The organism is Mesorhizobium sp. P2_E10 (assembly GCF_056404235.1).
In genome coordinates this window covers 96798-118966 of sequence record NZ_JBFUEK010000013.1, presented here as the reverse complement: position 1 = coordinate 118966, position 22169 = coordinate 96798, and the positions used below count along the sequence as shown (strand labels likewise).

The 22169-nt window shown below is 63.3% G+C and carries 22 protein-coding genes and 2 pseudogenes; 11 read left to right on the top strand and 13 right to left on the bottom strand.

The genetic code is table 11. From position 1 onward, the window contains the following. Both AC1D0N_RS26000 and AC1D0N_RS25995 read left to right on the top strand, forming a co-directional pair. Positions 1–225, top strand: a pseudogene (locus AC1D0N_RS26000) (IS110 family transposase); the annotation flags it as partial. 378 nt (positions 226–603) lie between these two features. Beyond that, positions 604–1230, top strand: coding sequence for a DUF1062 domain-containing protein (locus AC1D0N_RS25995; protein WP_477248832.1), 627 nt, complete (start codon positions 604–606; stop codon positions 1228–1230). Between the two features lie 59 nt (positions 1231–1289). Here AC1D0N_RS25995 and typA read toward each other — a convergent pair whose 3' ends face one another. Further along, the gene (gene typA / locus AC1D0N_RS25990) at positions 1290–3119 is read right to left on the bottom strand and encodes a translational GTPase TypA (RefSeq protein WP_477248831.1); all 1830 of its coding nucleotides are present in this window, start codon (positions 3117–3119) and stop codon (positions 1290–1292) included. Between the two features lie 196 nt (positions 3120–3315). On the opposite strand from typA, the gene AC1D0N_RS25985 reads away from it, so the two are divergent. Next, positions 3316–3597 (top strand): hypothetical protein, encoded by a 282-nt coding sequence (locus AC1D0N_RS25985; protein WP_477248830.1) that lies wholly within the window; start codon positions 3316–3318, stop codon positions 3595–3597. 12 nt (positions 3598–3609) lie between these two features. Here the strand turns inward: AC1D0N_RS25985 and AC1D0N_RS25980 are convergent, their stop codons facing one another. After that, positions 3610–5178: an alkaline phosphatase D family protein gene (locus tag AC1D0N_RS25980; protein ID WP_477248829.1), complete on the bottom strand. Its 1569-nt coding sequence runs from the start codon at positions 5176–5178 to the stop codon at positions 3610–3612. 280 nt (positions 5179–5458) lie between these two features. Continuing rightward, positions 5459–6742 (bottom strand): MFS transporter, encoded by a 1284-nt coding sequence (locus AC1D0N_RS25975; RefSeq protein ID WP_477248828.1) that lies wholly within the window; start codon positions 6740–6742, stop codon positions 5459–5461. Positions 6743–6815: 73 nt separating this feature from the next. Between AC1D0N_RS25975 and AC1D0N_RS25970 the strand changes: the two genes are divergently transcribed. Together AC1D0N_RS25970 and AC1D0N_RS25965 are read left to right on the top strand one after the other, a co-directional pair. Beyond that, positions 6816–7433: a TetR/AcrR family transcriptional regulator gene (locus AC1D0N_RS25970; protein ID WP_477248827.1), complete on the top strand. Its 618-nt coding sequence runs from the start codon at positions 6816–6818 to the stop codon at positions 7431–7433. A 265-nt stretch (positions 7434–7698) separates the two neighbouring features. Next, positions 7699–8295, top strand: a complete 597-nt coding sequence (locus tag AC1D0N_RS25965) for a hypothetical protein (protein ID WP_477248826.1) — start codon at positions 7699–7701, stop codon at positions 8293–8295. 241 nt (positions 8296–8536) lie between these two features. On the opposite strand, the gene ppa is transcribed toward AC1D0N_RS25965, so the two are convergent. The 7 genes and pseudogenes from ppa to AC1D0N_RS25930 form a co-directional block, all read right to left on the bottom strand. Further along, positions 8537–9070, bottom strand: a complete 534-nt coding sequence (gene ppa, locus AC1D0N_RS25960) for an inorganic diphosphatase (protein ID WP_027031765.1) — start codon at positions 9068–9070, stop codon at positions 8537–8539. Positions 9071–9181: 111 nt separating this feature from the next. Continuing rightward, positions 9182–9688 carry an N-acetyltransferase family protein gene (locus AC1D0N_RS25955; protein WP_477248825.1) on the bottom strand — a complete coding sequence of 169 codons (507 nt, stop codon included), beginning with the start codon at positions 9686–9688 and terminating at the stop codon, positions 9182–9184. A gap of 107 nt (positions 9689–9795) precedes the next feature. Continuing rightward, complete coding sequence (locus AC1D0N_RS25950; RefSeq protein WP_477248824.1) at positions 9796–10434, bottom strand: TPM domain-containing protein; 639 nt, start codon at positions 10432–10434, stop codon at positions 9796–9798. An 8-nt stretch (positions 10435–10442) separates the two neighbouring features. Next, entirely contained in the window at positions 10443–11348 is a 906-nt protein-coding gene (locus AC1D0N_RS25945) for a TPM domain-containing protein (RefSeq protein WP_477248823.1), read from the bottom strand. Positions 11349–11351: 3 nt separating this feature from the next. After that, entirely contained in the window at positions 11352–12122 is a 771-nt protein-coding gene (locus AC1D0N_RS25940) for a TPM domain-containing protein (RefSeq protein ID WP_477248836.1), read from the bottom strand. An 82-nt stretch (positions 12123–12204) separates the two neighbouring features. Continuing rightward, positions 12205–12783 (bottom strand): annotated as a pseudogene (locus tag AC1D0N_RS25935) (TPM domain-containing protein); the annotation flags it as partial. Continuing rightward, positions 12728–13354, bottom strand: a complete 627-nt coding sequence (locus AC1D0N_RS25930) for a LemA family protein (RefSeq protein ID WP_477248822.1) — start codon at positions 13352–13354, stop codon at positions 12728–12730. The gene AC1D0N_RS25930 and the pseudogene AC1D0N_RS25935, both read right to left, overlap by 56 nt. 161 nt (positions 13355–13515) lie before the next feature. Between AC1D0N_RS25930 and AC1D0N_RS25925 the strand changes: the two genes are divergently transcribed. The 6 genes from AC1D0N_RS25925 (at position 13516) to AC1D0N_RS25900 (ending at position 18799) form a co-directional block, all read left to right on the top strand. Beyond that, positions 13516–13767: a hypothetical protein gene (locus tag AC1D0N_RS25925; RefSeq protein ID WP_477248821.1), complete on the top strand. Its 252-nt coding sequence runs from the start codon at positions 13516–13518 to the stop codon at positions 13765–13767. 7 nt (positions 13768–13774) lie between these two features. Beyond that, positions 13775–14659: a pyridoxal kinase PdxY gene (gene pdxY, locus AC1D0N_RS25920; protein WP_477248820.1), complete on the top strand. Its 885-nt coding sequence runs from the start codon at positions 13775–13777 to the stop codon at positions 14657–14659. Further along, complete coding sequence (locus tag AC1D0N_RS25915) at positions 14656–15411, top strand: DUF429 domain-containing protein (protein ID WP_477248819.1); 756 nt, start codon at positions 14656–14658, stop codon at positions 15409–15411. Before pdxY ends, AC1D0N_RS25915 begins: the two co-directional genes overlap by 4 nt. Positions 15412–15572: 161 nt before the next feature. After that, complete coding sequence (locus AC1D0N_RS25910; protein ID WP_477248818.1) at positions 15573–16214, top strand: carbonic anhydrase; 642 nt, start codon at positions 15573–15575, stop codon at positions 16212–16214. 13 nt (positions 16215–16227) lie between these two features. Next, the gene (locus AC1D0N_RS25905; RefSeq protein ID WP_477248817.1) at positions 16228–16644 is read left to right on the top strand and encodes a nuclear transport factor 2 family protein; all 417 of its coding nucleotides are present in this window, start codon (positions 16228–16230) and stop codon (positions 16642–16644) included. A gap of 100 nt (positions 16645–16744) precedes the next feature. Beyond that, the gene (locus AC1D0N_RS25900; RefSeq protein ID WP_477248816.1) at positions 16745–18799 is read left to right on the top strand and encodes a M3 family metallopeptidase; all 2055 of its coding nucleotides are present in this window, start codon (positions 16745–16747) and stop codon (positions 18797–18799) included. 170 nt (positions 18800–18969) lie between these two features. Here the strand turns inward: AC1D0N_RS25900 and AC1D0N_RS25895 are convergent, their stop codons facing one another. From AC1D0N_RS25895 to AC1D0N_RS25885, 3 genes are read right to left on the bottom strand one after another with little or no spacing between them, the layout of a single operon-like run. Beyond that, positions 18970–20445: a M81 family metallopeptidase gene (locus AC1D0N_RS25895; RefSeq protein ID WP_477248815.1), complete on the bottom strand. Its 1476-nt coding sequence runs from the start codon at positions 20443–20445 to the stop codon at positions 18970–18972. Between the two features lie 23 nt (positions 20446–20468). Continuing rightward, entirely contained in the window at positions 20469–21296 is an 828-nt protein-coding gene (locus AC1D0N_RS25890) for a carbohydrate ABC transporter permease (protein ID WP_477248814.1), read from the bottom strand. After that, positions 21293–22162, bottom strand: coding sequence for a carbohydrate ABC transporter permease (locus tag AC1D0N_RS25885; RefSeq protein WP_477248813.1), 870 nt, complete (start codon positions 22160–22162; stop codon positions 21293–21295). Before AC1D0N_RS25885 ends, AC1D0N_RS25890 begins: the two co-directional genes overlap by 4 nt. Positions 22163–22169: the final 7 nt, after the last annotated feature.

Sequence of the window (22169 nt, the reverse complement as noted above, 5' to 3'; positions counted from 1 at the left end):
GGCAACAGGCATGTGCGTGGCGGACGCGCCGGGCCACGGGGCATCCTCTTCATCGTCGCGGCCATCGTGGCCAAGTTCGATCCCCATCTCAAAGCTTTCGCTCAACGGTTGCAACAGGCGGGAAAACCCAAAATGCTCATCCGCATCGCGCTCGCCAGAAAACTGCTCGTCATCCTCAATGCAAAAGCACGCGACGCGCGAGCCGAGTTCGCAAATGCAACTTGACACCCCAGATAGTCGCTCTCCCCCACTTCCGTGGGGGCGAGGAACCCAAGGCGGCAGAGTCCCTTGCCGGCCCGGCTTCACGCCGCTAGAAATGCCGCCGCGAAACAATTTTGAGCTTCACTTTGCCCCAGTAGCCGCCGGTCTCGCCAACTCCCCTGATCATACTTTGCAGGGCGCCGCATCAGCGGTGTCTGCTTTATTTTCATGTGTTCCTCAGGCGGCGGTTCGAGACCGGTTTGGCACTGCTGAACCGCTGTCGCGTGGCTGCCGCCCGTGACGCCTGACTTCCGATCATAGCTAGCTCTCGCCACGCCGTGCCCGCATGGGCATCTCGACATTGCCGGTCTGAAGAACTTCCACACTGGAAGGCTTTTCGGCTTGTCTCAACATCTCGCTATCCGCTGGACAATCGCGCCCAAAACAGCACCTCAACCTCTCATCAACTGCAATCGCTGCGGCACTGTGAAGGCCTATCGCTGCAGCTGGAAATTTCGCGTCAATGCCAACGGCAAACGCATCGACGTGTGGCTGATCTACCGCTGCGTCGATTGCGACAATTCCTGGAATTTTGGCATTCTCGAGCGTTGCAACCGCCGCGACATCGCGCCGGCACTGCTGCAGGCGCTGGAAAGCAACGATCCGCTGCTGGCGCGTCGCCATGCCTTCGACATAGTGGCGCTGCGAAGCCGGGTCGGCCGCGTCGAGGAATTTTCCGAAGTTGCCGTGCAGAAAGAAATGCTCGGCGAGATCCTGGAACCCGCGACCGCTCTCGAGCTCCAGCTCGGGCTCGAAATGCCGGTCTCGCTGCGGCTCGACCGGTTGCTCGCCTGCGAACTCGGCCTCTCGCGATCGAGGCTTCAGGCGCTGGAGGAGAAGCGACTGCTTGTCGTTGATCGGGATGGGACCAAAGCCATGCGCAAGCCTGCCCGCGACGGCTCGTCGATCCGCATCGATCTCGCTGGCGAACCAGATCGCGAAGCCATCATCTCGGCTGCCGGCGGATAAAATAAGGGAGGGAGCACATTTGTGCTCCCTCCCGGTAATTCTTCAATGAAGAGAAAAACTTATGCCGCGCCGGCCACTTTCGCCGACTTCTCGAAGCGCTTGCGCTCGTTCGGGTCGAGATAGAGCTTGCGAAGGCGGATGGTCTTCGGCGTCACCTCGACCAGCTCGTCGTCCTGGATCCAGGCCAAAGCCTTTTCCAGCGTCATGCGGATCGGCGGCGTCAGCTTCACCGCCTCGTCCTTGCCGGCTGCGCGGATGTTGGTCAGCTTCTTGCCCTTGAGGACATTGACCTCAAGGTCGTTGTCCCGGGAATGGATGCCGATGATCATGCCCTGATAGACCTTGACGCCCGGATCGATGACCATCGGGCCGCGGTCTTCCAGGTTCCACATGGCATAGGCCACCGCCTCGCCCTGCTCGTTGGAGATCAGCACGCCGTTGGTGCGGCCCGGCAATTCGCCCTTGTAGGGCTCATACGCATGGAACAGCCGGTTCATCACGGCGGTGCCGCGCGTGTCGGTCAACAGTTCCGACTGGTAGCCGATCAGGCCACGCGTCGGCGCATGAAAGACGATGCGCTGGCGGTTGCCGCCCGACGGGCGCAGCTCGACCATCTCGGCTTTGCGCTCCGACATTTTTTGCACGACGATGCCGGCATGCTCCTCGTCGACGTCGATGACGACTTCCTCGACCGGCTCCAGCATTTCGCCGTTTTCGCCCTTCTGCATGACGACGCGTGGACGCGACACGGCAATTTCAAAGCCTTCGCGGCGCATCGTCTCGATCAGAACGGCCAGCTGCAATTCGCCACGGCCGGAGACGAAGAACGAATCCTTGTCAGGCGATTCCTCGATCCTCAGCGCGACATTGCCTTCGGCTTCGCGCAGCAGGCGGTCGCGGATGACGCGGCTGGTCACCTTGTCGCCCTCGGTGCCCGCGAGCGGTGAATCGTTGACCAGGAAGGACATGGTCACGGTCGGCGGATCGATCGGCTGTGCATGCAGCGGCTCGGTCACCGCCGGGTCGCAGAACGTGTCGGCGACGGTGCCTTTCGACAGGCCGGCAATGGCGACGATGTCGCCCGCCTGCGCTTCTTCGATCGGCTGGCGCTCGAGGCCGCGGAAGGCCAGAATCTTGGAGATGCGGCCGGTTTCGACCAGCGTGCCGTCATGGTGCAGCACCTTGACCGGCTGGTTGGACTTCAGCGTGCCGGACTCGATGCGGCCGGTGATGATGCGGCCAAGGAACGGATTGGCTTCCAGGATGGTGCCGATCATGCGGAACGGGCCGGGATGAACGGTCGGCGCCGGCACATGCTTGATGACGAGATCGAACAGCGGCGCCAGGCCTTGGTCCTTGGGACCTTCGGGGTTTTCCGAGACCCAGCCGTCGCGGCCTGAACCGTAGAGAATCGGGAAGTCGAGCTGGTCGTCGGTGGCGTCGAGGGCGGCAAACAGGTCGAACACTTCGTTGACCACCTCGACATGGCGGGCGTCCGGGCGGTCGATCTTGTTGATGACGACGATCGGCTTGAGGCCGACCTTGAGCGCCTTGCCGACGACGAACTTGGTCTGCGGCATCGGCCCTTCGGCGGCGTCGACCAGCACGATGGCCGAATCCACCATCGACAGGATGCGCTCGACCTCGCCGCCGAAATCGGCGTGGCCGGGGGTGTCGACGATGTTGATGCGGGTATCCTTCCAGTCGACCGAGGTCGCCTTGGCCAGGATGGTGATGCCGCGTTCCTTTTCGAGGTCGTTGGAATCCATGGCGCGCTCGGCGACGCGCTGATTGTCGCGGAAGGAGCCGGATTGCCGGAGCAATTGATCAACCAGGGTGGTTTTTCCATGGTCGACGTGCGCGATGATCGCGATATTACGAATTTTCATGTTGTGGTCTCGGGAGCGTTGCAGGCAGCAGGCCAAAAGGCGCCGCCTCTTTCGGTTGCGCGGCTCATACAGGGTTTTTCGCAATTGCGAAAGAGGCGCTCGTCACCAAATACTCATCAAATCTTAAACATCCGCGTGTGAAATGATTTCATTAACCAAGGCGGGAACCTTTCGGGGCCCGGGTAGTTCGACCTCTATGACCGATCACGTCATCAAATTCAGGCAGATCCTGGCATGGGCCGCCCTCGCGGTCGTGCTTGCCGCGGGCGCCGCACAGTCGGCCGCGACGCTGAAACAGACGCAGCCGCCGCTGGCGTCCGACACGCCGACGGCAGAGCAGCTTTTTGCCGACGCCCCCGATGGCGTCGACCCGATGGTGACCGGGCCGGTCACCGCTGCCTTCAAGCAGCGGCAGGAAGCCGCCAACTGCGACAGCGCGGTCTGGCCCAACATTCCGACGGTTTGCTATCCAAACTAGCAGCTTGGCCGCTCACGCCGACCGAACCGGATCGAGCGTCACCTTGTAGAGCTCATTGTCGTCGCGATCCATCAGCCGCACCGTCAATTGCTCGCTGGCGCCGTTGATGTCGACCAGGCCGAAGAACTGCAGGCCGGCTGACGGCGGCAGGTTCTGGGCCTGCTCGGCGGTCGGCGCCTTGATGAATTTCAGCTCCGGACCGAAGGTCATGTCGAAATCGTTCGGGCCGAACGTGCCGGCATGGATCGGACCCGAGACGAATTCCCAGAACGGGTTGAAATCCTGGAACTGCGCCTTGTCGGGGTTGTAGTAGTGCGCCGCCGTGTAGTGCACGTCGGCGGTCAGCCAGACAATGTTGCTGATGCCGGCATTCTTGATGTAGCGCAGCAGGTCGGCGATCTCGAGCTCGCGGCCCTTTGGCAGGCCGTTGTCGCCATTGCTGACCGCCTCGGCGCCAACCTTCTTGGCGCCATCGTTCCAGACGACGAGGCCAAGCGGCATGTCGGCGGCGATGATCTTCCAGGTCGCCTTGGAGTTTGCCAGTTCGCGCTTCAGCCATTTCGTCTGCTGTTCGCCCAGCATGCGCGATTCCGGCGTCATCGTATCCTGCATATCCGGACCGTTGGGGCCGCGATAGGACCGCATGTCGAGGAAGAACACGTCGAGCAGCGGCCCGTAGGCGATCTTGCGATAGACGCGGCCGGGCTCGGACGGCTCGTAGCGGATCGTCGTCATCTCGTGGAAAGCGCGCGCCGCACGCGCCGCCAGCACATGGATGGACTTTTCCGAGTAGCGGTCGTCGGCGGTCAGGTCCTTCGAATCCGACCAGTTGTTCAGCACCTCATGGTCGTCCCACTGATAGAAGGTCGGGCAGATGGCGCTGAGGCCGAGCACGTTCTTGTCCATCATGTTGTACTTCCACTGGTCGCGGTATTCGTCCAGCGTCTGCGCAACCTTGCGCTTGCCGTCGATGAGCACGACATTCTTCCACTTGCCGCCGCCGGGCAGGTCGACCTCGTCCTTCATGGCGCCGTCGGCATAGATGGTGTCGCCCGAATGCAGGAAGAAATCGGGCGTGTGCTTGCCGATCGTGGCATAGGTCTTCATGCCGGTCTCGTCGATGCCCCAGCCCTGGCCGGCGGTATCGCCCGACCAGGCGAACTTGATGTCGCGCTTGGAGGCCGGCGCCGTGCGGAAGCGACCAACGATCGGTTCGGACACCGCGTTGATATCGGCGAGATCGGCCGCAACCATGCGGTAAAAAATGTCTTGGTCGGAAGCGAGGTCGGTGAGCAGCCGCTTCACCGTATAGTCGCTTGCCGGCGAGGTATCGAGCGGCGCCAGCCGGGTGGCATTGGCGAAATTTTCCGTCGACGACACTTCGAACATGACGCGCGACGGCCGGTCCGTGCGCGTCCACACCATGCCGCTGGTGGCGTCGACGTCGCCGGACTGGATGCCATGGGTAAAGGCCGGCCGCTGGTTGGCGCGCGAATAATAGGGCATTGCCAGCCCCGAGACGCCGACCAGCCCTACGGCGCTGGCGGAAGTGACGAAAGCGCGGCGGGAAATCTTGTTCATGGCTGTCTCCTGGATGGCTTCGAACGGTGCCACCAAGGTCCAGCTTCAATGTTTCAGCCACATCTCCAAACCATGAAGGTTTGATAACAGTGAACAGGCGGGTGATCTCCCCCCTCGAGGGGGAGATGTCGCCGAAGGCGACAGAGGGGGTCGTCTCGCATGGAGCGCCTACCTCCTCTTTCGTCACAAAGAAACGCCAAGCCCGGTCGAACCGACCCCCTCTGACCGCTTCGCGGCCATCTCCCCCTCAAGGGGGAGATCAGCGCTCGACTGTCGCGCCTTAAGCCGGCTGCGGCTCCGGATCAAAGGCCGGACGGCTCGTATTGATCAGCAGCGAGAGACAGGCGGCGGCAATGGCCGTCATGCCGGCGATCAGGAAGGCCAGTTCGTAATTGCCCTGCAATTCGCGCATGGTGCCGCCGAAGAAAGCCGCGGAGGCCGCGCCGATCTGATGGCCGGCGACGATCCAGCCGAACACGATCGGCCCGCTGCGGTCGCCGAATGCCTCGTTGGCGAGCCGCAGCGTCGGCGGCACGGTGGCGATCCAGTCGAGACCGTAGAGCACGGCGAAGATGATCAGGCTGGTCGCCGAGAAGCCGGAATAGGGCAGATAGATCAGCGCCAGGCCGCGAATGCCATAGTAGACGCCGAGCAGCTTGCGCGGGTCGAAACGGTCGGTGAGCCAACCCGACAGCGTCGTGCCGATCAGGTCGAAAATGCCCATCATCGACAACAGGCCGGCGGCCTGCACCTCACCGATGCCCATGTCGCCGCAGAACGCGATCAGATGCGTGCCGACCAATCCGTTGGTGGTGAAGCCGCAGATGAAGAAGGTGGCAAACAGGTACCAGAAGACGCGGGTGCCAGCGGCGCGGCGCAATGTGTTGAGCGTGTGCGCCAGGAAATTGCCTTGCGATGCCGGTGGCACCGGCGGCACGTCGTCGAGTTCGGCGCCGTAGCGCACCATGCCGATCGAGGCCGGCCGCTCCGGCACCAGCAGCCAGACCAGCGGCAGCAGGCAGGCAGTGGCGACGGAGATCGCGATGGCGACCGGCTTCCAGCCGCCCGACTGGGCGAGCGCGGCCAGCAGCGGCAGGAACACCAACAGGCCGGTGGCGCTGGAGGCCGACATCAGGCCCATCACCAGGCCGCGATTGGTCTTGAACCAGCGGTTGACGATGGTGGCGCCAAGCACGGTGGCGACCGCGCCCGAACCGATCCCGGAAAATACGCCCCAGGTGATGAGCAGATGCCATGGCTTGGTCATCAGCAGGCTGAGCGCCGTCGAGGCCGACATCACCATCAGCGAGGCAAGCAGCGTGCGGCGCAAGCCTATCCGCTCCATCAGTGCCGCAGCGAACGGTCCGGTCATGCCATAGAGGAAAATGCCGACGGCAGCGGCCAGCGAAACCACATCGCGCCGCCAGCCAAAACTTTCTTCCAGTGGCAGCATCATGACGGCAGGCGCGGAACGCAAACCGGCCGCGATCAGCAAACAGAGAAAGATGACGCCGACCACGACGAAAGCGTAGCGCTGGCCAAAGGGACGGGATTGAGCTATCATGTTACTGACCGGTACGTTACAGTTAAGGCAAAGGTATACGTACCGATCGGTAACACGTCAATCGAGTCATGCCATGCCAACGGACAAAAATATTGAACTGACCATCAGCGACGATCATGCATCGTCTCCGCCGAAGGCTGCCAAGAAGATCCTCGACGTGGCGTACGACCTGTTTTACCGGCGCGGCATCAGGGCGATCGGCGTCGACGAGATCGTCAAGCGCGCCGGCGTCACCAAGCCCAGCCTTTACCGCAGCTTTCCGTCCAAGGATGAGCTGGCCGCTTCTTATCTCAGGCAATACGACCTCGAATTCTGGGGCCGCTTCGACGAGGCGGTGGACGCCCATCCCGGCGACCCGCGCGCGCAGATCAAGGCTTTCCTGACCCGTGTCGGCAAGCGCACGCAAAGACCCGACTATCGTGGCTGCGGCATGACCAACGCGGCGGTGGAGTATCCCGAGCACGGTCACCCGGCACGCGTGGTGAGCGAGGCCAACAAGCAGGAATTGCGCCGCCGCCTGCGCGCCATGGCGACAGCGATGGGCGCCGACGATGCCGACACGCTCGGCGACGGACTGCTGCTTTTGATCGAAGGCGCCTATATCAGCGGCCAGTTGTTCGGGCTCGGCGGCCCGGCGCAATCGGTGGCGCGAAATGCCGACCTGCTGATTGGGGCGAGCTTGAGGAAATAAGGGCTTTCGGGCGTCGGCGCCGCCCCTCACCTGCCTGCCGGCATCCTCTCCCCGTAAACGGGGCGAGGGGCGCTGTCACCGTCGATTTCGCCAATCGCCAGCGTTGCAAGAAGGGCACCGGCGTTGCCGCCGGCCTCTTTCTCCCCGTTTACGGGGAGAAATGCCCGGCAGGGCAATGAGGGGCGGCGCCGACCCTGCGAATGGAACGCTAGGCCGGTCGAAAATTTGGCGATAGGCTAGAACGAACTCCACCGGAGACGACAGCATGCGAGCCCTGTTGCTTGTTCCATTTGCCCTCGCCGGCCTCTGCCAGGCGGCACATGCCGATGGCATTTCCAGCGCCTACACCGACCTCGACTGGAAGAAGGATTGCGTCACCTATGCGCAGGCCGAGGAAGGCGACGGCGACTGGGCCGAGCTCGCCTGTTCGGGCTATCGCGGCTATCCCGTGCTGGTCGCCTATGACGACGCCCGTGAATCGCTTTTTTATGGTTTCCCGCCCGGCGGCGACATGACGACGGTCTGGGAGAGTTTTTCCGGCTTCAACTCGTCCGGAGCCAAGGTCGAGTGGCGCATCGAGAGCAAGGGCGATGTTGCCGTGCCCTTCGCGGCCATCCACCGCCGCTCGATCAGCAATCCCGACGACGAGAACAAGCCGACCGAAGTGCTGCTCGTCGCCAAGGTCGCCCAGATGGACGCGCGCGACGGCTGTACGGTCGGCCTGGTGCTGGCCACCGGCAATCCCGCCGCCAACGACCAGGCGCGCAAGCTGGCCGACGAAAAGGCGAAGACCTTCGCCTGCGGCAAGGACAAGCACACCATCATCGGCAACGTGCCGGCCTTTGGTAGGGTGGATAATTAGGAACGCCGAAGATTAGCGGAGGCACCCAGAACTTCGTCATCCTCGGGCTTGACCCGAGGATCCATGGCGCGACCTCAACGTCACCGCAACGGTGCAGAATTCTGTTCCGCCGTGCCCTTCGGCCAGTGTCACGGCATGGATACTAGGTTCTCCGCGACGCCGCTTCGCGGCAGCTGCGCCCTAGTATGACGAAGCTAAGGGGCTTCGTGCAAGGCGAAGGGTCAGCAGAGGCCAGCGTCGCCTACTTAGCCGCCTTGGCCCGCGCGATCGCGTCGACGATCATCTTCTTGGCATATTTGGAATCGTGCCAGCCTTCGATCTTGACCCATTTGCCGGGCTCGAGATCCTTGTAGTGCTCGAAGAAGTGCTGCACCTGCTGGCGGGTGATGTCGGGCAGCTGCGTGTATTCGGTGACGTTTTCGTAGCGCAGCGTCAGCTTGGGCGAAGGCACCGCGATGACCTTCTCGTCCTGGCCGGCATTGTCTTCCATCACCAGCACGCCGATCGGCCGCACATTGATGACGCAGCCCGGCACCAGCGCGCGCGTGTTGCAGACCAGAACGTCGATCGGGTCGCCGTCGCCCGACAGCGTGTGCGGCACGAAGCCGTAATTACCGGGATAGCGCATCGAGGTGTGCAGGAAGCGGTCGACGAACAGCGTGCCGGCTTCCTTGTCCATCTCGTACTTGATCGGCTCGCCGCCGATCGGCACTTCGATAATGACGTTGATGTCTTCCGGCGGATTCTTTCCGATGGCGATGGCTTCAATGCGCATGGCTTTGTCCCTCTTTTGATGGGAGATCGATAGCGGGCGCTGCCGCGCGGCGCAATGCGGCGAATGGTGCTGGGCACGATCGCAAGTCGGAAGTGGCAGGAAAGCCGGGGATTATTCCCAGACGAAGGCGACCTTCTTAAGCGCCTTCTGCTCGAAGATCTCGACCCCTTCGGCGACATCACGGCCGCCGGCGCCGGCATAGAAGTCGAGCGCGTTCTGGTTGTCTTCCAGCGCCCACACCACCATGCCTTTCAGCCCGTGGTCGGCGAGCCGCGCGCGGGCCGCCTTGAAAAGCCGGCTGCCGAGCCCGATGCCCTGATACTCAGGGCGCATATAAAGCTCGTAAATCTCGCCCTGCTGCCTGAGTTCGCGGGCGCGGTTCTTGCCGATCGTGGCGTAGCCGGCAATCTTGCCGCCGATTTCGACGACCAGCACGGTGGCGGCGCGGCGAATGGCGTTCGCCCACCAATCGGCGCCACGGCGGTTGATCATCGACGTCAGCGTATGGTGCGGAATGATGCCGGAATAAGCGCCGTTCCAGGCCTGCTGGTGTACGTCGGCGATGGCGCCAGCGTCGCGCGGCTCGGCTTTCCTGATATCGATGCTCAGCGTATTCATGATTTGTTAACCATAAACCCGCATCGGCCATTTGCAAGAGTCTGCTAAGCCGGCTCGCGCGCTTTCGCACAGGCGATCGACCCTATTAGGCCACGCTTGAAAACGACTCAGATTTCGACCAGGTGATCGTCCAGCTCGTTGGCATCGGCAGCCGAAACCGGAAAATGCTCGGCCAACACGATACCGACAGATTCGATCGCCTTGACGAAACCGTCGGCGAGGCGGTCATCACCGGCATGCGCGGTCAGGTCACGGATGACACCGTCCCAGACATCCTGGCCAACCATGGCATTGATGCCGCTGTCGGCAACCACTTCAGCATAGCGCTCGGCGATCGAGACGAACACCAGCACGCCGGTGCGCGCCGTGGTACGGTGGACATTGCGCGCCAGGAACTGCTTGATCGCATTGGTATGCGCCGCCTGGTATCGCAGCCGCCTCGGCACCAGATGAATGCGCAAGCCGGGCAGCGCCCACAGCAACGCAAGCACCGAGGCCAATGCAAGAAGCTGGGCAATGACGAAATGCGGCACACGGATCGACAGCCACCAGGCTTCCAGCCCGTAGCCGACTGCAAGGCTGACGATGAGCATGCCAAGCGTCGCCATGAAGGCGGCAGGAAAGAAATAGCCGTCGCTGGCATGCGCCACGACGCAGTAGATCTCGCCGTCGGTTTTTGATTCGGCGACGCGGATCGCGGTGGCAATGCGCTCATGATCTTGCGGGCTGATCGGTCGTGTTGCCATGATCTGTCTCACCAACTCCCTGAAGAACCACCGCCGCCTGACGAGCCGCCGCCGCCTGAAAACCCGCCGCCGCTGCTCGAGCCCGACGACCAGCTGCTGCCCGAACTTCCTGATGACCATCCACTGCCCGACGACCAGCCGCTGCCTGACGACGAACCCGATGTCCAGCTGCTGCCCGAGGACGACCCGCTCCTCCCCTGGCCGTAACGAAACGTCATGCCCAGCCATTTGTACACGCCCGGCGACAGCTTGGTGCCGAACATCGGCGGCAGGAACGCCATCGCCAGGCCGCCGAAGAACATTGTCGCCCACAGGATCAGGAACACCGTGACGATGGGATCGAGCGGCGTGCTGTCGTCGGCCGGGTTGCGCTTGCCGCGCGCCTCCAGCTCCTCCGGATTGCCTTCCAGCACCATGACCATGTCGTCGACGGCCTTGCTGATGCCGCCGGAAAAGTTGCCGGCGCGGAAGGCCGGCACCATGTCGTTTTCGATGATCAGCTTGGTGTGCAGGTCGGTCAGCGTGCCTTCCAGGCCATAGCCGACCTCGATGCGCATCTTGCGGTCGTTCTTGGCCACCAGCAGAAGCACGCCATTGTTTTCGCCGCCCTGGCCGAGCTTCCAGAAACGGAACAGCCGGTTGGCGTAGGGTTCGATCTCTTCGCCATCGAGGCTGGATATCGTCGCCACGACGATCTGGTCGGAACCCTTTTTCTCGAAATCGGCGAGCTTCTGCGTCAGCGCCGCCTCGGTCGCGGCATCGATGATGTTGGCATTGTCGACGACACGACCGGTCAACGCCGGCAGGTCGGCGGCAAAGGCCGAAAACAGCATTGCGACCATCGCCAACAAGGCGATGCCGATGATCGCTGCGAAGCGGTCGGATACTGGCCGATTGAAGGGTCCAGCTGTCATGCCCTACCAGCTCCCCGAGGAGCCGCCGCCGCCGGACGAACCCCCACCCCCCGAAAAACCACCACCGCTTGAGCCCGACGACCATCCGCCGCCGCCCGAAGACCAGCCGCCGCTGGACGATCGCTTGTGTGGCTCGAAAGTCATGCCCAGCCAGCGATAGCGGCCAGGCCCCAGCTTCTGGCCAAAAATCGGCGGCAGAATGGAGGCCGCCATGCTGCCGAAGAAAATGATCGCCCAGATGCTGATGAAGACGGCGAAGAACAGATCGTCGGTGTTGATGGGCGGCGGCTGGTTGCGCTCGCCGCGTGCCTCCAGCTCCTCCGGATTGCCTTCCAGCACCATCACCATGTCGTCGACGGCTTTGCTGATACCGCCCGAGAAATCGCCGGCGCGGAAGGCCGGCACCATGTCGTTCTCGATGATCAGCTTGGTGTGCAGATCGGTCAGCGTGCCTTCCAGGCCATAACCGACCTCGATGCGCATCTTGCGGTCGTTCGGCGCGACCAGCAGCAGGACACCGTTGTTTTCCTTTGCCTGGCCGAGTTTCCAGAAGCGAAACAGCCGGTTGGCGTAGGGTTCGATCTCCTCGCCGTCGAGACTGGGGATGGTCGCCACGACGATTTGGTCGGAGCCTTTGGTCTCGAAGTCGGCAAGCTTCTGGGTCAGCGCCGCCTTGGTGCCGGCATCGATGATGCCGGCATTGTCGACGACGCGGCCGGTTAGGGCGGGCAGATCCGCGGCGAAAGCCGCGAAGCCAATGAGCAAGACCGCCATGGCCAACAAGGCGGCGCCTGTCAGGGTGACGAAATGGCGGTGCCGCGAGGGGCTGATGATGTATGCGGTCATGTCGTCACCTGCTGCCTTCCAGCACCATGACCATGTCGTCAACGGCTTTGGAAATGCCGCCGGAGAAATCGCCGGCGCGGAAGGCCGGCACCATGTCGTGTTCGATGATCCGTTTGCAGTGCGGATCAGTAAGCGTGCCTTCCAGCCCATAGCCGACCTCGATGCGCATCTTGCGATCGTTCAGCGCCACCAGCAACAGCACGCCGTTGTTCTCCTTCGCCGTGCCGAGTTTCCACAAACGGAACAGCCGGGTGGCATAGGGTTCGATCTCCTCGGCGTCGAGGCTGGGGATCGTGGCGACGACGATCTGGTCGGAGCTCTTTGTCTCGAAGTCGGCGAGCTTGCGGGTGAGTGCCGCCTCGGTCACGGCATCGATGATGCCGGCATTGTCGACGACGCGCCCGGTGAGGGCGGGGAGATCGGCGGCGAAGGCGGTGAGGGGAAGGAAAAGGATAAGAAGTGCAAACGCGATAACGCGAATGCGGTGCCGCCCCTCATCGGCCTGCAAAATCACCACAGATGGCCCCTGGCTGTCACCCGCCCTGCTTCGTCCCGAAATCGACCTTCGGCGGCTGCATCTTGTCTTCATCGACGGTGAAGTTGGCGAACGGCTCGTTGCTGCGGAACCAGAAGGTTGCCCACAGCACCGAGGGGAAGGTCTTCAGCGTCAGATTGTAATCCTTGACCGCCAGGATGTAGTCGCGCCTTGCCACCGCGATGCGATTCTCGGTGCCTTCGAGTTGCGCCTGCAGCGCCAGGAAATTCTGGTTGGCCTTCAGGTCGGGATAGGCCTCGGACACCGCGATCAGCCGCGACAGCGCGCTCGTCAACCCCGCCTGGGCATCCTGGAACTTCTTGAGGGCTTCGGGATCCTTCAGTGTTTCCGGCGTCACCGTTATCTGCGTCGCCTTGGCGCGCGCTTCGACCACCGCGTCGAGCGTGTCCTTCTCATGCGCGGCATAGCCCTTGACCGTCTCGACCAGGTTGGGGATCAGGTCGGAGCGGCGCTGGTACTGGTTCAGCACCTCGCTCCACGCTGCCTTGGCGTTCTCCTCCGCCGTCGGGATGGTGTTGTAGCCGCAGCCGGCAAGCAGCGGCAGCACGACGGCCATCATCAGGAAAGCGGGCAAGGTCCGGAAGGAAAGGCGTTGGGCAAGCATGGTGTGGTCCCTCGGTAGAAGTTGCATGCGAAGCATTAGCACAATCTGCCGCCAAGAAAATGACCCCCAAGCGGGCTGTCCCTGGCTCGTCTCATCCGCTCGCGAGCCCCTGTGATTGACCGCGCGAACACGCTAAGCTCGTGGTCAAACAGGACAGCATCATGGCGGAGCGCCACGACAATGACAGCGAATCGCGCCGCATTATCGAGCGCGTGGCGCGCGAGACCGACCCGGGCGGCACCTCGTTCATCGCACGGACCGCGAAGGACGCACGCGATCACGTCACCGCGGCGGACGCCGATCGGTCGGACCCGATCGAGGTCTGGGGCACCCGCATTGGCAGGGTGCTCGGGCTCCTCATCGCCATCGGCCTGTTGATCTGGCTCGTGTTCTACATCACCCAGGGCAGCTAGGAATTCCATGAACACCGAAAAACCCGACGCGCCGCGCGCGGTCATCGTCATTTCCAGCCATGTCGCTCGCGGTTCGGTCGGCAACCGCGCCGCCGTCTTTGCGCTGGAGACGCTCGGCTTTCCGGTATGGGCGGTGCCGACCGTCATCCTGCCCTGGCATCCCGGCCATGGCAGGGCGACGCGCATCGTGCCGCCGCTGGACCAATTCAAGGCGCTGATGGCCGACCTCGAGCGCGCGCCGTGGCTGGACGAGGTCGGCGCCGTGCTTTCGGGCTATCTCGGCGAGGCCGGCCAGGCCGACGCCGTCGCCTCGCTGGTGTCAGCGGTCAAGGCCAGGACGCCGGACGCCATCTACATCTGCGATCCGGTGATGGGCGATTCGGGCGGGCTGTACGTGCCTGAACCGACGGCCGCGGCCTTGCGCGACCGGCTGATGCCGATCGCCGACATCGCCACGCCCAACCGCTACGAGCTGGAATGGATGGCCGGCGCGCCGCTGCCTGACCTGAAATCGGCGATGGCGGCCGCCCTGCATGCCGGGCCGTCGACCATGCTCGTCACTTCGGCGCCGGCGATGATGGCCGGCGGCACCGGCAATCTGCTGATCAACGGCAGCCACGCGCTGCTGGCCGAACATCGCCTCATCGACAAGCCGCCGAACGGGCTTGGCGACCTGACGGCGGCCGTCTATCTCGCCCGCATCCTGTCCGGGCAACCGGCGGTCAAGGCGCTGCAATCGACCACGGCGGCGGTCTACGAGATTCTGGCGCGCACGGCCAAACGCGGTGGCGACGAACTGCAGCTCGAAACCGATGCCCAGAGCCTTTCGCACCCGATGGCGATGGTACAGCTTCGCCACCTCCTGCATCCGGGGCGAGACAAGAGGGCGTGACTTTTATCGGCGTCGACGGCTGCAAGGCCGGCTGGATCGCCGTCCGCCGCGATGCCGGTTCTGCGCCGTCGGTTGCCGTTTATCCAAGCTTCGTTGCCCTGCTCAACAGACTGCCCGCGGATGCGACGGTGGCTGTCGACATGCCGATCGGCCTTCCTGATTTTTCGCAAAAAGGAGGGCGCGGGCCGGAGGCGCTGGTGCGGCCCTTGCTTGGCAACAGGCAATCCAGCGTCTTTTCCATTCCATCCCGCGCCGCGCTCTATGCCGACTCGAGTGACTTCACCACCATAGAGGCCTGGTATGCCGCGCACCGCCGGGCGAGCGAGGTGGCCAAGGCAACGTCCGACCCGCCGCGCGGCGTTTCGATCCAGGCTTTTGGCATCTTTGCCAAGATCCGCGAAATCGACTCGCTGCTGATCGCGCGCCCCGAATTGCGCCGCCGTGTCTTCGAATCGCATCCGGAAGTCGCCTTCTGCCGGCTGAACGGCGAACAGGCAATGTTCTTGCCGAAGAAGATCAAAGGCGCCGTCAATCCGGCCGGTATGGAAGAGCGCAAGGCGTTGCTCTGCCGGCATGGCTATGAAAAAGCCTTTCTTGACCAGGCGCCGCTGCGCGGTGCCGCCGCCGACGATTTTCTCGACGCGGCCGTGATGATGCTGATCGCCGGGCGCATCGCCAAGGGCGAAGCAAAGCCGTTCCCGGACCCACCGCTCGCCGACCGTTTCGGCATTCCGGTCGCCATCTGGGCATGAGCAGCATGCGTCCAATGCGAGCCGAGCCTTGCGTCCTGCATGGCACTTGCGACCCGGCCCTTCGCAATTCGGCATTGCTCGCGGCACCGTTTTGCCGTTAGAGCCATTCTAAACTGAAAACGAGCTGCCGCCTCCAACCCGGAAAGGCTCCCGCCCCGCCCATGCCCCATCTTCCCGATCACCTTCTCGCCGGCTATCGCAATTTCATGAGCGGCCGCTATCTCACCGAGAGCGGACGCTACCGCGCGCTGGCCCGCGAAGGCCAGGCCCCGGAAACCATGATCGTTGCCTGCTGCGACTCCCGCGCGGCGCCCGAAGCGATCTTCGACGCCGGGCCGGGTGAACTGTTCGTGCTGCGCAATGTCGGCAATCTGGTGCCGCCCTATGCGCCCGACGGCCAGTTCCACTCGACCTCGGCCGCACTCGAATTCGCCGTGCAGAGCCTCAAGGTCAAGAACATCGTCGTCATGGGCCATGGCCGCTGCGGCGGTATCCGTGCCGCGCTCGACACCACCGCCGCACCCTTGTCGCCAGGCGACTTCATCGGCAAATGGATGAGCCTGATCGCGCCGGCGGCCGAAACCGTGTCCTCCAGCACCTTCATGACCGCGACCGAGCGCCAGACCGCGCTGGAGCGCATTTCGATCCGCTATTCGATCGCCAATCTCCGGACCTTTCCTTGCGTCTCCATCCTCGAGGGTAAGGGGCGTCTGTCCCTGCACGGCGCCTGGTTCGACATCTCGACCGGCGAGCTTTGGGTGATGAACAAGGAGACCGGTGACTTCGAGCGGCCGGAACTCTGATAGGAGGCGGCCCATGACGCGGAATTGCCGGTCGATCGCTTTCGCATTTGCCGCGCTGCTGTTTTCGATCGTCTCCGCCCGCGCCGATGAAGGCGCGATCATCGACCGCTGGTATTCGGCGCTGCTGGGCGCCGACCGCACCGAATTGTCGGACCTGCTTGCCGATGACGTCCAGATCAAGCTCGACGACCTCGGTGTCGTCCAGAACAAACAGGAATTCATCGCCTCCATCGACGACTGGCAAACCGCCGTCACCGGAGCGGCGATCCGGCACCGGATCGAGAAAACCGAGGCCGGCGTCACCTCGGTGATCGCCTGCTATGATTTCCCCAGCAATGACATGCTGATGCAGGAAACCTTCGCTATATCAGGCAACCGCATCACCGCCAGCTCGCAAGCCGCGCTCGCCGAAAGCTGCGAAGGCTACTGACGAAAACCTGACTGGTTGCGGTGTTGCGCGAAGCGAACCAGCGCCCTACATCGGTGATATCCCGCCTCGCCCCCTTACTGCCAATCAGCGAAAGATCCCCATGCCGTCCACAAAAGCCGTCGACCTCGCCGCTCATCCGCTGACCGCATGGCAAGAGCCGCTCGGCCTGCCCGATTTCTCCCGCATCGGCGACGATGATTTTGCGCCCGTCTTCGACGCCGCGCTGAAGGCGCATGAGGCCGAGATCGAAGCGATATCGGCCAACGCCGAGACGCCGACCATCGACAACACGCTGGCCGCGCTGGAGCTCGGCGGCGAGGCGCTCGACCGTGTCTCGTCGATCTTCTGGTGCCGGGCCGGCGTCCACACCAATGAAGCGATCCAGGCGCTGGAGCGCGACATCTCGCCAAAGATGTCCAGGCATTTCTCGGCGATCTCGATGAACGAGAGACTGTTTGCACGCATCGACGATCTCTACCAGCGGCGCGATTCCCTGAAGCTCGATGCCGAAACGCTGCGGGTGCTGGAAAAGACCTGGAAAGGCTTTGTCCGTTCCGGCGCCAAGCTCGACGCCGACGGCAAGAAGCGGCTGGCGACTATCAGCGAAGAGCTGTCGTCGCTCGGCACGACCTTCGGCCAGAACGTGCTCGCCGACGAGCGCGACTGGGCGCTTTTCCTAGACGAGGCCGATCTTGCCGGCCTGCCGGATTTTGTGAAGAGCTCGATGGCCGAGGCTGCCGAGATGCGCGGCCAGAAGGGCCGTTACGCCGTCACTTTGTCGCGCTCGATCTATGAGCCGTTCTCGACCTTCTCCGAACGCCGCGACCTGCGCGAGATCGCCTTCCGCGCTTTCACCATGCGCGGCCAAAATGGCGGCGCCACCGACAACACCGCTGTGGTGCGCGACATGCTGAGACTGCGCGCCGAGAAGGCAAAGCTGCTCGGTTACGCGTCCTTCGCTGCCCTGAAGCTCGACGACACGATGGCCAAGACGCCTAAGGCGGTACACGCGCTGCTCGATCCGGTCTGGGAAAAGGCGTTGGAAAAGGCTGCCGCCGACCAGACCGAACTGCAGAGGCTGGCGCTTGCTGCCGGCAGCAACGAACAATTCGCCGCCTGGGACTGGCGCTTCTATCAGGAGAAACTGCGCGCCGAGAAATTCGCCTTCGACGAGGCGGAGCTGAAACCCTATTTGCAGCTCGAGCGCATCATCGACGCCTGCTTCGATGTGGCGACCAAATTGTTCGGCATCACCTTTGAGGAGAAGAAAGGCATTGCCGCCTGGCATCCAGACGCGCGCGTGTTCGTGGTGAAAAATGCCGATGGCAGCGAGCGCGGCCTGTTCCTCGCCGACTATTTCGCCCGACCCTCAAAACGCTCGGGCGCCTGGATGAGCGCGCTGCAATCCGGCTATCATCTCGGCCACGGTTCGAAGCCGGTGATCTACAACATCATGAATTTCGCCAAGCCGCCGCTGGGCGAGCCGGCGCTGTTGTCGGTCGACGAAGCCAAGACCCTGTTCCATGAATTCGGCCACGCGCTGCACGGCATGCTGACCGACGTCACCTGGCCGTCGGTCGCCGGCACCTCGGTCAGCCGCGACTTCGTCGAACTGCCCTCGCAGCTCTACGAGCATTGGCTGACCGTGCCGGCGGTGCTGGAAAAGCACGCGCTGCACGTCAACACCGGCAAGCCGATGCCAAAAGCGCTGCTCGACAAGATGCTGGCCGCGCGCACTTTCGGCGCCGGCTTCGCCACCGTCGAATTCACCGCCTCGGCGCTGATCGACATGGCCTATCACGCGCGGCCTAACGGCCCGGAAGAGCCGCTTCGTTTCGAAGCCGAAACGCTCGACAAGCTCGATATGCCCGACACCATCGCCATGCGCCATCGAACCCCGCATTTCGGCCACGTCTTTTCCGGTGACGGCTATTCGGCCGGCTACTATTCCTACATGTGGTCGGAAGTGCTCGATGCCGACGCCTTCGCCGCGTTCGAGGAGACCGGGGACCCCTTCAACCCGGCGCTGGCCGAGCGGCTGCGCAAGAACATCTACGCCGCCGGTGGTTCGAAGGATCCGGAGGAGCTCTACACGGCGTTTCGTGGCAAGATGCCGTCGCCGGAAGCGATGATGGTGAAGCGCGGGCTGGTGTAGCGCCGCGTAATCTCCCCCCTCGAGGGGGAGATGGCCGCGAAGCGGCCAGAGGGCGTCGGTCCGACCGGGCGCGACCTGCCGCGGCAGAAGAAGGGTTGGCACTCCACGCGAGGCGACCCCCTCTGTCGCCTTCGGCGACATCTCCCCCTCGAGGGGGGAGATTTGCTGCGTCACACCTTCCAAGGATCCGCTACCCGCGGCCAGATCGGCCGCGTCAGCTTCGTATAATTGGTCACCGCAGGATCGCTCGGATACGAACTCGGCGCCGAGACATAGATGATCTCGGAAGCGATCGGCGCGAAGCCGGCGTAGAAGTGATTGGTCGACTTCACCAGCAGGATGTCCTTGGCCAGCGGATCGACGCCGATGTTGGAAAAAATGTCCGGCTCGAAGGTCTGCGTGCGGTTGGTGTTGAGGATGATGTCGACCTCGGTGCCTTCGATGCGCACCAGCGCCGTCGGCCCGAGCGTCACGCGGCTCGGCCCAAAGCTCTGCCAGCCCTCTGCAACGGTCATCACCACCCGCACGCGGGCGTCGATCGGTTCGCCCGCCAGCGGTCCGGCCTTGCCGCCAAAGCGCAAATCGATGACGGCGCCCTCGCCGGCGGCCTGACAGAAGGTCACGGCGATCGGGTCCCAAATCGTCGCCACGCCGACCTTGTCGATCCCTCGTTCCAGCAAGGCGCGCAGCACGACGGTGCCGTCGCCGGCGACGCCGCCGCCGGGGTTGTCCCAGATGTCGGCGATGACCACCGGTTTATCCGGGTTTTCCTTGCGAACGGCCAGCGCCCGCGCAATGCCGTCCTCGGTGTTCAGCATCGTCATCGCGGTCTTCTCGCGCATGGCATAGAGCTCGCGGCCCAGCTTCTCCGCCAGCGCATCGCCCTTGGCCTTGTCATTGTCGGTGACGACCAGGATGCGCGTGCCCATTTCGGGCACATCGGCCGCCATGAAGCCGTGGATGACCGAGACCGACAGCACGCCGTCCTTGCCATGCAGTGCCTTGATCTTGTCAACGAAGGAGCGCATCGGCTCGCGGCTGGTTGGCAGCACCTGGATCATGCGGCAGTCGAAGGTAGAGATCACGGGCCTGGTTTCGCCACGTGCGGCAGCCAACCCGAGCTCTACGACATGCTCGCCGCGCTCGTAGAAATCGGTGTGCGGGAATTCGAGGAAGTAGGCCATGACGTTGGAGGCCGCCACGCGCTTCGGCGTCAGATGGCTGTGCGGGTCGAGCTCCACCGCGATCACCACATCCGGGCCGACCATGGCGCGAACCCGTTCGAGCAGGTCGCCTTCGCAATCGTCATAGCCTTGCGCCACCATGGCGCCGTGCAGGCCGAGAATGACGGCATCGACCGGCAGCGCCGCCTGGAGCTGGCCGAGAATCTCATCGCGCAGCGCCTCAAAAGTCTGCCGCTGCACCAGGCCGCCCGGCTCGGCCCAGGTGGCGGTGCCCTCGATGACGGTGAGGCCTTCCTTCGCGGCGCGCTTGCGCAAGGCGACGATCGGCGAGGAACACAAGGTCGGCGTTTCCGGATGCTTGCCGGGCCCGGCGTGGAAGGCCATGTCGAACGAGGCCCGGTCGGTCGGCACCGGCGAAAATGTGTTGGTTTCCGTCGCCAGCGAGGCGGTGAAGATGCGCATGAAATCTCCGCGATATAGATCGGCTATTTGACGGCCCCGAGCGCCAGCCCCCGGACGAGGTAGCGCTGCAGCCAGATGAACAGGATCGCCACCGGTAAGGTCGCCAGCAGCGTGGCGGCCATCACATGGTGCCACTCGATCGTGTAGCGGCCGGCGACCAGCGAAAACACCTGGATCGGCAGCGTGTAGCTTTCCTGGCTGCGCAGCATGGTCAGAGCGACGACGAATTCGTTCCAGGCGTTGATGAAGGTGAAGATGGCGGTCACCGCGATCGCCGGCAGGCACAAGGGCAAAAACACCTTGCGCAAGGTCAGCCAGCGGCCGGCGCCCTCCATCCAGGCGGCTTCCTCGAGATCGCGCGGAATGGTGTCGAAATAACTTTGCAGCATCCACACCGTGAAGGCGACGTTGAAGGCCATGTAGATGAAGCCGAGCGCCGTCGTCGATTCGATCAGGCCCCAGGCGGCCATCAGCCGGAACAGCCCGAGCACCAGCACGATCGGTGAGATCATCTGCGAAACCAGCAGAAACTGGCGCAAGGCTCCATAGCCGGCAAAGCGAAAGCGCGACATGGCATAGGCGGCGGGAACCGAGATCAGGATGGCGCCGACGGTGGCGATCACCGAGACATAGAGCGAGTTGGCAAGCGCCTGGCCGAAACCTGTCGCCACCCACATGTCGGAAAAGTTCGACCAGTGGAATTCGCTCGGCCACCAGGTCGGCGACAGCACCTCTTGCCGTGGCTTGACCGCGGTCAAGAACATCACGGCGAAGGGAAAGATCGTCACCACGATCAGCGGCGCCAGCAGCAGCCAGGCGATGATAGAACGCTTCAGCTTGCCGTTCTTCATGTGCGCTGCTCCCGCATCGCCAGCCTGACATAGATCATGGTGAAGACCAGCAATATGGCGAACATCACCAGCGACACCGCCGATGCTTCACCGAGCTTGCCGATGCGGAACGCCAGTTTGTAGAGGTGGGTGACCAATATGTCGGTGGAGTTGGCCGGCCCGCCTTGCGTCATCACCCAGATGATCGGGAAGGAATTGAAGACGTAGATGGTGTTGAGCACGATCGCGATGTTGATGAACGGTTTCAGCAGCGGGAAGGTGATCTCGCGAAACTGCTGCAGCGGCGTCGCCCCTTCGAGGGCCGCCGCCTCGTAGAGATCGTCTGATATCGAGGACAGGCCGCCAAGGAAGATCGTCGTCGTGAACGGCACCGTCACCAGGATGCCGATCAGCACCTGCATCGGAAAGGCCGTCTCGGCGCGCGCCAGCCACTGGATGTTCTCATGGATCAGGCCGAGCCCGATCAGCGCCGAGTTCAGCATGCCGCTTTCACCGTTCAGCGCCCAGCGCCAGACCACCGCCGTCATGGTCAGCGACACCGCCCAGGGCAGCATGATGATGACGCGGGCGAGGCCTCGGCCGTAGAAATCGGTGTTGAGGATCATCGCCACCGGAATGGACACCAGCTGCGCGCCACCGACGACCAGCACGGTCCACACGCCGGTGCGCCAGAGTGCTGCCAGGAAATCGGGATCGGCGAGGAAGGCGTGGTAGTTGGCAAGATTGTTGAAGTCGCGCAGCTGGCCGAAACGGCTGACATCATGGGTCGAGATCTGGATCAGGTCCCAGACCGGCCAGAAGATGACGACCGCCGCCAGGAACAGGCTGGGCAAGGTCAGGAGATAGGGCAAGAAACGATTTTGCATCGGCTGA